Source organism: Bacillus sp. z50 (assembly GCF_058313585.1).
Map to the genome: position 1 here is coordinate 122,243 of NZ_JBZFQL010000001.1, position 14,696 is coordinate 136,938.

The 14,696-nt window shown below is 37.4% G+C and carries 13 protein-coding genes; 8 read left to right on the forward strand and 5 right to left on the reverse strand.

What is annotated here, in order from left to right; translation table 11 throughout:
• Nucleotides 1-137 precede the first annotated feature (137 nt).
• The 3 genes from ilvD (at nucleotide 138) to AC4G3N_RS00610 (ending at nucleotide 4,349) form a co-directional block, all read left to right on the forward strand.
• The gene (gene ilvD / locus AC4G3N_RS00600) at nucleotides 138-1,817 is read left to right on the forward strand and encodes a dihydroxy-acid dehydratase (protein WP_187393431.1); all 1,680 of its coding nucleotides are present in this window, start codon (nucleotides 138-140) and stop codon (nucleotides 1,815-1,817) included.
• Between the two features lie 277 nt (nucleotides 1,818-2,094).
• The gene (locus AC4G3N_RS00605) at nucleotides 2,095-3,138 is read left to right on the forward strand and encodes an ArsR/SmtB family transcription factor (RefSeq protein ID WP_491089538.1); all 1,044 of its coding nucleotides are present in this window, start codon (nucleotides 2,095-2,097) and stop codon (nucleotides 3,136-3,138) included.
• Nucleotides 3,135-4,349, forward strand: coding sequence for an MFS transporter (locus AC4G3N_RS00610; protein WP_491089539.1), 1,215 nt, complete (start codon nucleotides 3,135-3,137; stop codon nucleotides 4,347-4,349). Before AC4G3N_RS00605 ends, AC4G3N_RS00610 begins: the two co-directional genes overlap by 4 nt.
• A 155-nt stretch (nucleotides 4,350-4,504) precedes the next feature.
• Here the strand turns inward: AC4G3N_RS00610 and AC4G3N_RS00615 are convergent, their stop codons facing one another.
• Both AC4G3N_RS00615 and AC4G3N_RS00620 read right to left on the reverse strand, forming a co-directional pair.
• A complete protein-coding gene (locus AC4G3N_RS00615) occupies nucleotides 4,505-5,293 on the reverse strand; it encodes a class I SAM-dependent methyltransferase (protein ID WP_066103754.1) in 789 nt (262 codons plus the stop codon).
• 172 nt (nucleotides 5,294-5,465) lie between these two features.
• Nucleotides 5,466-6,338, reverse strand: coding sequence for a glycoside hydrolase family 73 protein (locus AC4G3N_RS00620; protein WP_491089540.1), 873 nt, complete (start codon nucleotides 6,336-6,338; stop codon nucleotides 5,466-5,468).
• A gap of 588 nt (nucleotides 6,339-6,926) precedes the next feature.
• Here AC4G3N_RS00620 and AC4G3N_RS00625 point away from each other — a divergent pair.
• The 4 genes from AC4G3N_RS00625 to AC4G3N_RS00640 are packed head-to-tail and all read left to right on the forward strand — an operon-like array spanning nucleotide 6,927 to nucleotide 11,815.
• Nucleotides 6,927-8,129, forward strand: coding sequence for an iron-containing alcohol dehydrogenase (locus AC4G3N_RS00625; protein WP_491089541.1), 1,203 nt, complete (start codon nucleotides 6,927-6,929; stop codon nucleotides 8,127-8,129).
• Between the two features lie 11 nt (nucleotides 8,130-8,140).
• Nucleotides 8,141-9,889 (forward strand): thiamine pyrophosphate-binding protein, encoded by a 1,749-nt coding sequence (locus AC4G3N_RS00630; protein ID WP_491089542.1) that lies wholly within the window; start codon nucleotides 8,141-8,143, stop codon nucleotides 9,887-9,889.
• 1 nt (nucleotide 9,890) lies between these two features.
• The gene (locus AC4G3N_RS00635) at nucleotides 9,891-10,826 is read left to right on the forward strand and encodes a bile acid:sodium symporter family protein (protein ID WP_491089543.1); all 936 of its coding nucleotides are present in this window, start codon (nucleotides 9,891-9,893) and stop codon (nucleotides 10,824-10,826) included.
• Entirely contained in the window at nucleotides 10,823-11,815 is a 993-nt protein-coding gene (locus AC4G3N_RS00640) for an SDR family oxidoreductase (RefSeq protein ID WP_491089544.1), read from the forward strand. The genes AC4G3N_RS00635 and AC4G3N_RS00640 overlap by 4 nt, the downstream gene beginning before the upstream one ends.
• A 306-nt stretch (nucleotides 11,816-12,121) precedes the next feature.
• Here AC4G3N_RS00640 and AC4G3N_RS00645 read toward each other — a convergent pair whose 3' ends face one another.
• The 3 genes from AC4G3N_RS00645 to AC4G3N_RS00655 form a co-directional block, all read right to left on the reverse strand.
• Complete coding sequence (locus AC4G3N_RS00645) at nucleotides 12,122-12,949, reverse strand: hypothetical protein (RefSeq protein WP_490557970.1); 828 nt, start codon at nucleotides 12,947-12,949, stop codon at nucleotides 12,122-12,124.
• A 184-nt stretch (nucleotides 12,950-13,133) separates the two neighbouring features.
• On the reverse strand, nucleotides 13,134-13,418 hold the full coding sequence (locus AC4G3N_RS00650; protein WP_139891914.1) for a hypothetical protein: 285 nt from the start codon (nucleotides 13,416-13,418) through the stop codon (nucleotides 13,134-13,136).
• 318 nt (nucleotides 13,419-13,736) lie between these two features.
• A complete protein-coding gene (locus AC4G3N_RS00655) occupies nucleotides 13,737-14,114 on the reverse strand; it encodes a PH domain-containing protein (RefSeq protein WP_139891913.1) in 378 nt (125 codons plus the stop codon).
• 248 nt (nucleotides 14,115-14,362) lie between these two features.
• On the opposite strand from AC4G3N_RS00655, the gene AC4G3N_RS00660 reads away from it, so the two are divergent.
• Complete coding sequence (locus AC4G3N_RS00660) at nucleotides 14,363-14,662, forward strand: TIGR04104 family putative zinc finger protein (protein WP_148629735.1); 300 nt, start codon at nucleotides 14,363-14,365, stop codon at nucleotides 14,660-14,662.
• The last annotated feature ends 34 nt before the right edge of the window (nucleotides 14,663-14,696 follow it).

A 14,696-nucleotide genomic window follows, 5' to 3' on the forward strand; every position in this document is an offset into this window, starting at 1 on the left:
TTACATCAGCAATTTACGATATTTATATAAAAAATATAATTCTTTTCCAATTATGATAGGATATTACTTCATTTAATGTTAAAATGTTGAATAATTCTAAATATACAGATAAATTTACCTAATTGGAGATGATTGTCATGACTGAAATGCGTAGTAATATGATAAAAAAAGGAATAGATCGCGCTCCACATAGAAGCTTACTGAGAGCGGCTGGTGTAAGTGAAGAGGATTTTGGAAAACCATTCATCGCGGTTTGCAATTCCTATATTGACATCGTTCCTGGTCATGTACATCTGCAGGAATTCGGAAAGATTGTAAAGGAAGCAATCCGTGAAGCGGGTGGGGTTCCGTTTGAATTCAATACTATTGGTGTCGATGATGGGATTGCTATGGGCCATATCGGCATGCGTTATTCTTTGCCGAGTCGTGAAATTATTGCGGATTCTATTGAAACAGTCGTATCAGCGCATTGGTTTGATGGAATGGTTTGTATTCCAAACTGTGACAAAATCACACCTGGTATGATGATGGCTGCTCTTCGTGTCAATATCCCAACTATTTTCGTCAGTGGCGGACCAATGAAAGCTGGTAAAGATAAAGATGGCAACTCCCTCTCCCTCACTTCCGTTTTTGAAGGTGTCGGTGCCTATCAATCCGGACAAATTGATGAAGAGCGACTGCAGGAGCTTGAACAGGTCGCCTGTCCAACATGCGGTTCATGTTCCGGAATGTTCACCGCGAACTCAATGAATTGCTTAGCGGAAGGCTTAGGTTTAGCTTTACCTGGTAACGGGACAATCCTTGCCGTTGCAGAGGAAAGAAAGGATTTTGTCAGACAATCAGCCAAACAGCTGATGCAGCTCATTAAAACAGACATTAAACCGCGTGATATCGTGACCATCGATACGATTGATAATGCATTTGCTCTTGACATGGCCATGGGTGGTTCAACGAATACAGTCCTTCATACTCTCGCATTGGCTCATGAAGCTGGATTCGAATACCCGATGGAGCGTATTAATGAGATTGCCAGCCGAGTCCCCCACTTGGCAAAAATAGCGCCGGCATCTGATTATCATATTGAGGATGTACATAATGCCGGTGGTGTCAGTGCTATTATTAATGAATTGCTGAAAAAGCCGGGTGCTTTAAACGGAGAATGTATAACTGTCTCTGGCCAAACATTGAGAGAAAACGTGCTGGGCTGTGAGATTTTAGATTATGATGTAATTCGTCCTTTAAGCAATCCACATTCTGAACGTGGCGGCTTGGCTGTACTGTTTGGCAATCTTGCACCAAATGGTTCAATTATTAAAGTTGGAGCGGTCGATCCCGAAGTTGGCGGCTATCACAGAGGCCCTGCTATTTGTTTCGATTCTCAGGAGAATGCTTTATCAGGTATTATTACCGGCAAAGTAAAAGAAGGAGATGTAGTCGTCATTCGTTATGAAGGCCCAAAAGGCGGTCCTGGTATGCCGGAAATGCTCGCTCCTACCTCGCAAATTGTCGGAAGAGGATTGGGCGCAAAAGTAGGCTTAATTACAGACGGACGTTTTTCTGGTGCCTCAAGAGGAATCAGCATTGGCCACATATCACCTGAAGCTGCTGAAGGCGGCCCTATTGCCTTTGTTGAAAATGGCGATATCATTGAACTCGATATGAATAAACGTACCATTCAACTGGAAATCTCAGACGAGGAATTTGAACTCCGCAGAGCGAATTGGAAAGGTTTTGAGCCAAAGGTCAAGACCGGCTATCTGGCACGCTATTCGAAACTCGTCACTTCCGCCAGTACAGGTGGAGTTATGAAAATCTAATGACTAAGGGATGTAAACAACTGTTTACATCCCTTTTTACATGTTGTTTATTCCGGTGAATGCTGAAACTGTATTGGTTCATGCAAGTTCACCAGTGGTAATCATATAACCGAATTGGTCATCAAGGTAGTCTATTTTCCTACTAGCGGCAACTCGAAATAACACATATTTAAATCGATTAATTAAGAGGAAAATAATTTTATTTTTCCAAATATATTGAATATATGATTCAACTAATTTAGAATCTGAATATAATCCAAAAAATGGAGGAGATTAAATGCAGGATCTTTATTCGTTTGAATCGATAGAATCGCTATCTATGCAAGTAGAATCTTCACCAGTTTGGGAAGTTATCCTTGGTATTGCTGGCTATACTCATGAAAAGATGCGGCATACTTTTGAGCAGGAAGCATTATGGTCCTCTTGGGAAAACAAGTTGCCAATATCTCTTTCTAAGGATTTAAAAGAAATCGAAGATACAAACCTTTGGTATGGACTGATAATGCTGCAAGCAAAATTTTCTTCATCTTCTATTCAGGAGTTTCTTGATGCTTTGGCTGATATTTCGCCAAATACTTTTTACGAAACCGTTCTTCCATATAAAAATCGAGTCTGTGAAGAAGCACGTAAAAATACAGCGATTAATTATAAGGAAAAGCATTTGTTTACTGAGTATAGTAAACATTTTTCAGAGCATGATTATTTGGGAGACTACGTTCTTAATCTTGGTAAATATCAATTCAAAGAAATATGTGTCCTCTATCAAACCATTATAGATGGATGGTATCAATGGGTAAGAAGCTTCGAGGAATGGAATAAATGGTTAAAAGCACTGGAATTTGAAGAAAAACAGCATCAATCATTGGAAGAAAAGAATCCCACCGAGATCATTGAGCAAATAAGCGGCCGAGCGAATTATATACCGGAACCTTCCGTATGGTCTGTAAAGATGGTCCCTCATGTTTCTTATCGGCCATGGATACTGGAAATTCGAACAGTAGATACCAAACTGATCTTCTATCCAGTTAAAGAAGACTATTTTAGGCAATCAGATGTACCTTCACAGGAATTAATTGCTGGCCATAAAGCGCTTGGGGATGAGCTCCGCTTAAAGCTGCTTCATCAATTGATTAAAGGTCCAAGGTCCCTGCAGGAATTAAGCGTCCAATTTTTAATTTCAAAGACAACTCTGCATCATCAGCTTTCCATTTTAAAATCGGCCAAATTTATTCGTGCGGATAAAGGAATCTATTCAATCAATGCCGCTCAGCTTAAAGATTTTTCAACTAAGCTATTTCATTATTTGGGTAATCCTTTATGAAAAATTATTCAAAATCGTTTAAAGCTCTTTGGATTGGAGAAATTGTTTCTGAATTAGGCGGAGCAGCTGGTGGAATTGTAAATGGATTACTACTGTATGAATTGACTGGTTCGAAAGAATGGATGGGTATACTTTGGCTGATTTATTTTATCCCTTCGTTAATTTTACAATGTATTAGCTCTCCATTTTTAAATTACATGGTTAAAGAAAGACTTTTGCGTAATATACAACTGATTCGCTCATTCGCTTATTTACTTCCTTTATTGGGTTTTATTCTGGTCTCAGAGAATGGCGCTATTATTGGTTTATTCATATTGCAATGCTTACTGGGTTTAATGCAGCCTATTTACGCAAGTCTCTCTTTCTCCCTTCTGCCGGAGCTTTGTGAAGAAAAGGAACTGGTAAATGCCAATGCATTATTGGACGGCACACTTCGTCTTATGAGCTTTCTCGCACCGGGAGCTGCCTCCTTATTTTTATTATTCATCCCCATTCACTTCATCTATGTCTTTTCTGCAATCATGTTCTTAATAAGCTTTCTATCTCTTAAACGGCTGCCAGAGAATCCCAAACAGGCCGTATCTCCATGGACAAAGCAATTTTGGTGGAAAGAGATGAAGGAAGGATACAAAATATTTTTTCAATATCCAGGTCTTTTCCGATTGACCCTCCTCTCTTCTACCGTTCAATTTGCCGTGGGAGCCACAATGGTTCTAAGTGTGCCTTTTATTAGAGGAAATTTGGACGGAGAATATTGGGAGTATGCGATCTTTTCTGCAGCCTTTCCTGTTGGTTATGTTATTGGCACATGGATATTAACGAGTCTTCCTAAGTCACCATTGTTTATGTACATCGGTTTAATGGGGGGAGGCTTATCTTTCATATTATTATTTTTCACACATTCTATTCCTTATGCATGGCTGTGTGAATTAAGTGGAGGTATATTATTCCCTCTGTTTAATGCACAAAGTGCCGCCATGTTCCAAAAAGGTGTAGCAAAAGAACGTTTAGCACAATTGAGCTCCGTTCGATTATTTTTCCTACGGCTCACTATGCCATTAGGAATTCTGTTTGCCTCCTCTCCATTTTGGGATTTAGGGGTAAGGCCGGTATTTCTAATAATCGGAACGATCATTTTTGTTCCCGGTTTGTTTTACTTTTTAATAACGCTCAAGAACACTGGGAGCACATCCTTTATACAAGTAAAGTAAAGGATTTAATGATAAATAAACCGAGGATTTTAGATTTAATTCTCGGTTTATTCATTGAATGATTGAGACATAAAACCATAAACACCAACCCTTTTTATGAACTCTATTGCCTCCTCCTTTATGGCTGGACATCAAAGAAATAACTTCCTTATTTATCAATTCTTTAAGCCTAACTTTACAGACAATGATACTGTTTCTTTATATTCTCCGGACTGACAAACATCTAGCAAGGCTTCTCTAAGCTCCTGTTCAAATTTTTCCACATTATTTTCAAGAAATCGTTTTGAACCGAAAGAGGTGGAATATAGGTTTCCAAGGATTGATTCAATGTTCCAAATGATGTCGTATGTAGGTGATTGGTGAATCTCTAAATTGAATTTTGAGTTAGTTAGTACTTCCTCATGACTTTTAATCGGATGGGTATAGGTAGTCTTTCCAGCTTTTCGATCAGTTCCATACCATTTCTCTATAATTTCATTCATTCTTACCTGCCATGTTGTAAGTGGTTGATTTGGATTATAGTTGTCTATAATAGCTACTCCTCCGCCATCCGTAATGATTGGAAAAAGTTCCTCTAAAATCGTTGGTCTGTCCATCCAATGAAAGGCTTTAGCGATAGTCACGAGGCTATATTGTTCATTATGTACATATTGATTTAGTGTTCCATTAAACCATTGAATTTGCCCTATTCTAATCTCTTGATGTAGACGTTTCGCTTCTTCAATCATTTCTGGTTCAGTATCAATCCCAACGATTTTTTTACACCAATCAGAAAATCTGATTGTGAGGTGTCCTGTTCCACATCCAAGATCTAGGAGGTTCTGCTCTCCATTTAAAGAGAATTTCTCTACTAGAAATCTAATTAGTTCAGAAGGATACATAGGCCTGTATTTTGAATAATACATAGCAGAACCCTTAAATAATTCATCTCCATACGTATTCAAATGATCACTCTCCAATCTTTAAATAATTTACTTAAGTCCCTTTTACAGTTACCATTTATTTCAACAAACCTCATTTGCAAAAGGTGGAAATTTATCTATGCAGTTAATCAAAAATCACCTATTAAGAATAAAAAACAAGCGTATGTGCAAAAATAGACACATACGCTTGTTTTTATAATTTATTTGAAGTGACATTGCTATCAATTAGTTGTAATTGATATTGCTTAATAATATCGGTCAGCATTTCACTATATATTTTTTCGCCTTTTTCATTCTCAGCCGTACTGTAGCCAGCATCCTCCAATGCTTGCGCCTGTTCCATATAGGTGTTAGCCTCAAAAAGGCCATGCTTTTCATAGCGTTGATTTTCTTTAAGAAATGCACCATGATCATCGATTGACTCATCAATCGAATTATAGGCTCTGAAATCACTTTTTGTTTTTTGATTATGAAATTCCTTTGTGTCCATGCTCGCAACAGCACCATCCCAGTTATGGCCTTTAATGCCAAATAGGTTATTATACTTCTGAGATAGCCCTGATTTACCCCATTCAGATTCCAGGATCGCCTGAGCAATTGTGATGGAAGGCAAAATACCATATTCCTTATAATTATCTACAGCGGCACTTTCTATTTCAGCAATAAATTCATATTGATTGCTTTTATTACCTTTTTTAAATGAATCTAAGTAGGTTATATAGGATTTCACCTGAGATTTCTGTTCATCTGTATAATTTAAAGTATCCATTACTTTTTCAATATTTTTAAGCTTATATTCGTTTCCTTCTTTTTCGATAAACAGATTAGTAGTTTGTTCGATATTATAAGGTTCTACAGTGTCTATATTATATTCAATAGCTGCAATAGCTGCGACGTTTTGCCAGTTGGCCTGGACTTTACCTTTACTTGCATTATCCACTATTGACTGGATTTCTTTCATTCGATCATTCGTAATAAAAGTCTTCTGCTCAGTCGGGAACATTTTCCAAAGAACAAATATCATAATCGCAATCATTGCGAAGAATACTAACTTTAAAGGTTTCATTTGATTTTCTCCTTTTGACAATTCGACATTTAACCGGAAGAAAGTCAGGATTAGCAGTAGATAACCACTATCAACGTTATCTAGTACGTTATCAAATTATATTGTATCAAATTGAGAAAAACATTAAATGAAAATTACTTCAATAATATGTAATGTTTGGTAATCTGTATATTGATAAGGAACAAAAGTGATTAGTAAAATAGGAAAAGAATCAAAGAAGGATTAATTTCCACCAAGGAAAATTTATAATAAAGCTATTGGTAGTAAAGTGGCAATGATATAACTTACTCCTTCGATTATGATATGAAGCAAGTTTTGTCTTTTAAACTTACTGACTAGTAATTCTTCCAGTAACAATTAACGTTTTTTTCTCTATTGAATTAAAGGAATATCAATGATATTTACTTGAAAAAAATATGACATAGTTTATTTCATCCTAAAATATTATCTTGTTATCAAAATCAAATAATTTAAATTTTCTGAATTAATATTGCTTTTGAAGTTTCAAGTCTTTATAATCTTCCTTAGATATAATAATAGAAACCTATCTGCACGCATTAATGTAAGCGTATACATTAAGCTGAAGGAGTGATCTTTATCGAATCTATTTTAAAACCTGCCATAATCTTGACAGGCGGGTTTAGTGGAATACAACTTATGGAGACAATTCGAAAGCTGCAAATCAAGAAAGCTTTTATCATGATTTCAGTAAAGCTTTACAAAGATGCGAAAACGCATCTCTTCTCAATGCTTGAAAAAGAAGGGATATCGATTCAGCTCTATATTTGCGACAAAGGTGAACCAACCTTCAGTCAGGTGAGAAAAACCACCCATATAGCTCTCTCAGAAAGCTGTGATGGTGTTGTGGCAATCGGTGGTGGCAGTGTGATTGATCTCGCTAAGGCCGTTTCCGTCTTTGCCATTAATTCAGAGCATACTTTACTTACCATCCAGCAAGAATCCATAATTGAACGTCTTCCCTTGATTGTCATACCAACCACGGCTGGTTCAGGATCAGAAGCAACAAAAGTTATGGTCATTACTGACGATGAAACTGGCATTAAACGTAATCCCTCTCATCCAAGTTTTGTACCGGATGCGGCCATATTAGATTCCTATTGGACCAAGAAATTACATCCGGTCATCTCCGCATATACAGGCTTAGACGCACTTACACATGCAATGGAAGCTTATGTTTCAACAAAAGCAACCGAATTAACAGACTTCTATGCTCTTCAAGCCTTCAAGAAAATCACCAACGCCCTTCCAAACGTTTACATAAAAACAAATAACCAACAAGCCTATGATGATATACTTATCGGCAGTTTATATGCTGGAATAGCATTCTCTAATTCATCAACTAATTTAGCACACGCCACAGGCAGAGCCTTAGGGATAAAATATAAAATTCCCCATGGTTTAAGTGTTGCACTCCTGCATCCATTTGTAATTGACTTCGGAATTGAAGATGCAGAAGACCGTTATGCAGAAATGGCCATTGCTATTGGACACAATCCCAATGAAAGCAAATCCGCCCTGGCAAGAAAAATACTTAAACTGATCTATCAATATAATGAGCAGTTTCAAATTTGGGAGACAGGCAGACCATACATATCAATGGATCAAATGTGTTCCTCACAGATAAAGGAATTAACGGCGCTCACTCTTTGCGGCAATGGTATTGACACAAACCGCAGGATTCCAACTCAAGAGGATATTGAAAAGATTTTCCATCAATTATTTCAAGTATTAAACCCTGATTTGATTCATCAATATAATCGTAATGATTAAGGAGGAATAGTATGGCTGAAATAAGTGGCGGCGAAGTTATTGCAAAAATGTTAAGCCTAGAGAATGTTGAAAAATTATTTGGCATCATTGATGGAACTTATTTTGGATTTTATTCAAACTTACAGAACCATGGTATCAAATTGATTTCTCCACGTCATGAGACGAGTGCAGCCCACATGGCTGGAGCCTATGCCAGATTGACTGGTAAGCTTGGAGTTTGCATGGCCAGCAATGGGCCGGGAGTAGCCAATATCCTCCCTGGATTGGTTGTCGAGCAGGCAGAAGGTAACCGGGTACTTGTCATTACCAGTGCTAGGCGGACCGGCATCATGTACCCAGACCGTGGAGGCACCTATCAATGCTTTGATCAGACAGCAGTGATTGGCCAGATTGCGAAATGGAGCGAAGCAGTTCCTTCATTCGATAGGATTCCAGAAATGCTCCGCACCGCTTTAAGAAAATGTTTCGAAGGACGCCCAGGAGTCGTTCATCTTGATATACCGGAAAATATTCTCAATACGAAAGTGAAATGTGACCTTTCATTTTGGAGGGCTAGCCAATACCGTGTAACCCAACCACCTGAACCAAATAAACAACAATTAGATGAAACGGTTGAACTGCTTATATCAGCCAAATTTCCTGTTATTCATGCTGGCAGCGGAGTCATTCATGCACACGCCTTCAATGAGCTTGAGAAGGTTGCGGAATTATTACAATCGATGATTACAACAAGTTGGGCCGGTCGAGGCTCTATTTCAGAGAATAACCGCCTTATGCTACCAATGGTTCATATTGAGGCTAATAACAAGGTTCGCAATGAAGCAGATGTGCTTTTAGTGTTAGGCTCAAGGATAGGAGAAACAGATTGGTGGGGAAAAGCACCTTACTGGAATCCTAACCAAAAGGTAATTCAAGTCGATTTAGATCCTTCTATTCTCGGCGCAAATAAGCCAACTGAGGTCAGCATTCTCTCAGATGTAAAAATCTTTTTAGAAAAATTATATCAACGACTTCTTCCCTTTAAGGATCAATTGAACTACCTCCAGCGCGAAGCATTGCTATCCAAATACCTTGAAGATAAGCAAAAGCACAGGGATAAGCTTAACGAACATCTAAATGATCATGCCACTCCGATGAACTCAGCTCATATTCCTGCTATATGCAGTGAGGTATTTCCAAAAGAATCACCACTTGTTATTGATGGCGGCAATACAGCCATTTGGACAAATTTCTATTATAAGGTTACAGAACCTGGAACAGTCATTTCGACATTTAAATTCGGGATGCTCGGGGCAGGTGTCGGTCAGGCGCTCGGCGCAGCTGCTGCTAAGCCAGATGTACCTGTATGTTGCATCATTGGTGATGGAGCAATGGGCTTTCATCCACAAGAGATTGAAACAGCAGTGCGGAATGGCTTGCATATTATATATATCGTTCTTTGCGACCGTCAATGGGGAATGGTAAAAATTAATCAGCATATAGCCATGAAGCCAATTAAGACCTTAATCAAGAAAACCCTCAGCCCTGAAGAAAGCATTAATACAGACCTGGGCAATATCAATTTTCAACAGTTAGCTGAAAGCATGGGTGCACATGGGGAATATGCAAATAATCCAAATGAATTCCGCGAGGCCCTTGAGCGTTCAATCCGAAGTGGGATTTGTTCGGTTATTCATGCTGATGTAGATCCAGTCAAGCATATGTGGGCACCAGGCTTAAAATATTTTAAAGAAATGCATGCTGAACCAAGGGGTAAATAGCATGAATATCGATGATATCCAATTAAATTTCAACGCAACTTCACTGACAATTATGAATATCTTAATCGGGTTTATCATGTTTGGGGTCGCTTTGGACTTAAAATTAGCAGATTTTAAAGAAAGTATTAAAAAGCCAAAACCCACACTCATTGGACTGTCTTGTCAATTTATCCTGCTTCCGGCCTTTACATATATACTCGTTCTTATCATAGAGCCAAGGCCTAGTATCGCTCTTGGGTTGTTTCTAGTTGCAGCTTGTCCGGGAGGCAATTTATCTAACTTCTTGACCTACTTAGCTAAAGGTAATACCCCATTATCCATCAGCATGTCGGCTATTTCAACCGTGCTAGCTATTTTTATGACTCCCTTTAACACCTTGCTTTGGGGATCTTTTTACGAACCGACAAATAGCCTGCTCAAGTCTTTTACCATCAACCCGCAAGACTTGTTGATTACAATCTTTTTAATGCTTGGGTTACCGCTCGCCATCGGTATGTATGTGAACCATAAATATCCAGAAAAAGCGCAACTGATCAATAAATGGGCTAAAAATGCATCTATAGTCTTCTTCTTAGGATTTGTCATCGTTTCCCTGGCAGCAAACTTTACTTATTTTATTGAATTTATTGGAATGGTTGCTCTCATTGTATTTATCCATAATCTACTTGCCATTACGATTGGCTACACCACCTCCTCACTGTTAAAACTCCCTATCGCCGATCGTCGAGCGATTTCTATCGAGGTAGGTATTCAAAACTCTGGTCTGGGTCTAGTTTTGATATTCAATTTCTTTGACGGACTAGGTGGTATGGCCATAGTAGCTGCCTGGTGGGCAATCTGGCATATTGTTTCTGGACTTACCCTTGCCATTTATTGGTCAAAGCGGCCACTTCATAAGGAAACTACCAAAGACACAGCCAGGAGCGTGAAAGTATGAATGTACTCATAACAGGCGCGGCAGGTTATTTAGGAAGCCTTCTTGTCCAACGACTATCTGTGGCAGAAAATATTCACATTATCGCTACTGATATTCAAGAAAAGCCTATATTTTATTCCGACACTACCATACATTATGTACAGCTCGATATCCGCTCAGAGGACTTTCATAAGGTGATGGCCACATATCGTATCGATACAGTCGTCCATCTAGCCTCGATCGTCACACCCGGCAAAAAGAGTAACCGTGAACTGGAGCATTCTGTCGATGTACTTGGTACAGAAAATATCCTAAAGGCTTGCGTTAAAAATGGTGTAAAACGCCTCATCGTCTCATCAAGTGGAGCAGCTTATGGCTATCATCCAGATAACCCAGCATGGATTACAGAGGATGTACCGATTCGAGGAAATAAGGAATTTGCTTATTCTTATCACAAAAGATTGGTTGAACAGCTTTTAGCAGACTATCGTCAAACTCACCCAGAACTAGAACAGATCATCTTCCGAATAGGTACCATCCTTGGCGAGACAGTGAACAATCAGATTACCGCTCTGTTTGAAAAGAAAGCCTTAATTGGCATCTCTCGATCTGATAGCCCATTCGTCTTTATTTGGGATCATGATGTCGCTTGCTGTCTCGAACGGGCCGTTACAGGTGATGTGACAGGAATCTTTAATGTTGCTGGTGATGGTAAGCTAACAATCGATGAACTTGCCTATATATTATACAAGCCAGTCATACGGATCCCTGCATTAGTCGTAAAATGGGCTCTTTATATCTTGAAACGACTATCCCTAACTCAATATGGAGAGGAACAGGTTAACTTCCTTCGCTATCGACCTGTTCTTGATAACACTAAACTGAAAACCATTTTTGGATATACTCCAACTTATACAACAAGAGAAGTATTTGAATACTACCTGAAGCACAATGCTAAAATGAAAAGTCAAAGTCATCAGTACCGAATTGATGAAAAATCCTTCAATTAACGTATTTATTTCATTATAATACGGTAACCTTGATTGATAATTTACAAATGGGAGCAGATGCTAAAAGTTCTAAGATAAGTCAAGATGATTACATCTTAGTGCTAAGTACTAAACTTAAAGCCAGGTTCGCAAATTGAAATTACTTGTAATTATCTCGACTAAAATGAATATAGGGAACAAGACGTGTATCAGTTCTTAAATAAGGGTGGCCATACGTTTGTTACAAGCCTTTTGGGTTCTATAACTAAAAGGCGTTTTTTTATTTAATAACAGTTTTCCTAAAAAAAATTTCTCTTCGTGTCCTACTTAAGTTTCAAACAAAGTCCCATTTAACGCTTGTATATATCGCTCAGCAGATTTTTGAACGGCTTGTTTGGCATCCTTCTGAATGATACGATGAAAAGCGTTGTAAATTCGGTCAAAGTTCATTTTGGCTACTTTATCGGCTATGTCCATTACTTTTTTAGCAGGCAAGGGAATCAGATTGGGATAACTATACATAAAACTAACCCATTTACGATCAGCCACCACCTGAATAATATCTCCTGTCAACAAAATTCCTTTATGATGATTTCCTTTATTCCATTCAAGGACAGCGCCACCTTTAAAATGGCCACCTAATCTGTGAAGGATTAATCCTTCAGACAACTTTAAAGATTCTCCTGACCAAAATACAATTTTTTCACTTTTTCTTAATACCCACTCCTGGTCGTCTTCGTGTATATAGATTGGGATATCAAAGGCTTCAGCCCATTCTATCTGACTGGAATAGTAATGAGGATGTGACAATGCAATTGCATGTAAGCCACCCATTTTTTTAATTTTATCGACGGTTAATTGGTCAATATAGGTAATACAGTCCCATAACAATGTAAAATTATCGCTTTGAACGATGTATGCTGTCTGACCGATACCAACATCTGGTTCTGTTTTCATACTGTACAAATCTTTTTCTTCATACTTTATTTCATTTTTAAATTGTTTTGAAGATACCATCTCTTCCATTGTTGTCCACTGCTGCCCATTACGATTAATATACTGTCTTTCCTCACTGCAAATTAAACATTTCACCGGTGGGTCATTTAAGCAGTCCGTTTGTGTCCCGCAAGTTGTACAAATGTAAAGTGTACTCATTTTTATATCACCATCCCTTTAAATTGGTTCAGTTGTTTATGTGTTAAGTATATTAATTACCAAGAATTTTTACGTCCTGACAAAGGATGATATGATCTACAACTTAAGTCGCAAGTACTCCTGTATTTGTTAGATAAATAAAAGAGACCAGTTTCTATTTAACTGGTCCCCGTTCATTTGTTTCTTATTTAATTAGTGTCTTCTGAGCCCTAAAAAACTCAGTAAATGCAGCATTGATTTCCTTCGTTACTCTGAACTTAGATTTGCATCCAGTACAGCTATAACGGAAACCGCCTTTTTTAACATCCAAAAAGCCTATGAACATAAATATCGGGATTAAATACCAACCCGGCATTGGAATGCAGCACGCAATTAAAATAGCCAAAAACATCATATCTGAGACTGTAATTAGTTTTTTCACTTGATTTCCTTGGCATTTTCCGCATTTAACAATTTGTTGATCATTCATTATAATTCCTCCCTTTCATAATAATGAAAGCGCTTTAATAATTAGAATTAGGCAAAAATATTTAGTTCAGTTTGGTAAAACGTATTCATATCGTTCACAATTTAGACACATATTATAATATTCGTCACAAATTTATAATGTCCTTCATTATTTACAATTTATACAAAAAAAGATTATTTATTAGTATGGTTTTTTATGATTATATGAAGCAAAAAGACTACGGATTGTATTTGTTATGATGGGATTAGGTAAGAGGAACAATAAAAAAGGGAGAGCGTTTTAAAACGCCCTCCCATTATTAATTGATTATTTTTTTATTTATCCACAAACATAATACGCAAGCAATTTTTGAACATCTTCAATGCTATTGCCTTTTTTGAATGTCTTAGTTATCGGCATGTCTGCTCCAGATAACCAAATTTTAAGCTCAGCATCCAAATCAAATGTTCCCGCTGTTTCTGTACTGAAATGAGTGATACTTTTGTAAGGAATGGAATGATACTCGATTTTTTTTCCCGTCATTCCTTGTATGTCTACAAGAATAAGTCTGTTGCCCGTAAAAACAATCATATCCCTGATTAACTTGTAAGCTTGTTGAACTTCTTCACCTGGAAACAATACTTCTTTTAAAGATTTGGATACTTCATCCTTACTTACTGTTGAAGAATTACCCATTAACCCATCCAAAATTCCCATCTATGTATCCTCCTTTATATTTCTGAATACTTAAATTATACCTTACAAATGATTTTATATAAAATGGAATTAAATACTATAATATATTTGTACAAGTGTTCGACAAAAAAGATACAGGTTCTGTATTTATATGAAAGATATGAATTTACAAATAGGATGCTTGGTGGATGTAGTTCCATCTTTATTTCCATACCCCACTCCATTTTTTTATTAGAGATTTAAGGATATTCATTAAAGGAGGAATTACAGTGCCAACTTGTCAAAACTGCGGCAGCAAATGGTCATGGAATGATTCATTTAAAAAATTAGCATCATTCCGCAAAAATATGAAATGTAATGATTGTGGAGCTAATCAATACCAAAGCATGTATTCAAGAAAAATCACATCTATTGTAGTATTATTTCCGCTGATAACAATTCCTATTACGGTACTGTTTAATTTATCTTTAACTTTTGTCATAATCATCGAATTAGTGTTGATGCTTGTTGTTTTATTATCAATGCCTCTTTATTTACAATTGACTGATAAAGAAGAGCCGTTATGGTAAAAAAGGAGACTGCTTAGAATTTCAGCAGTCTCCT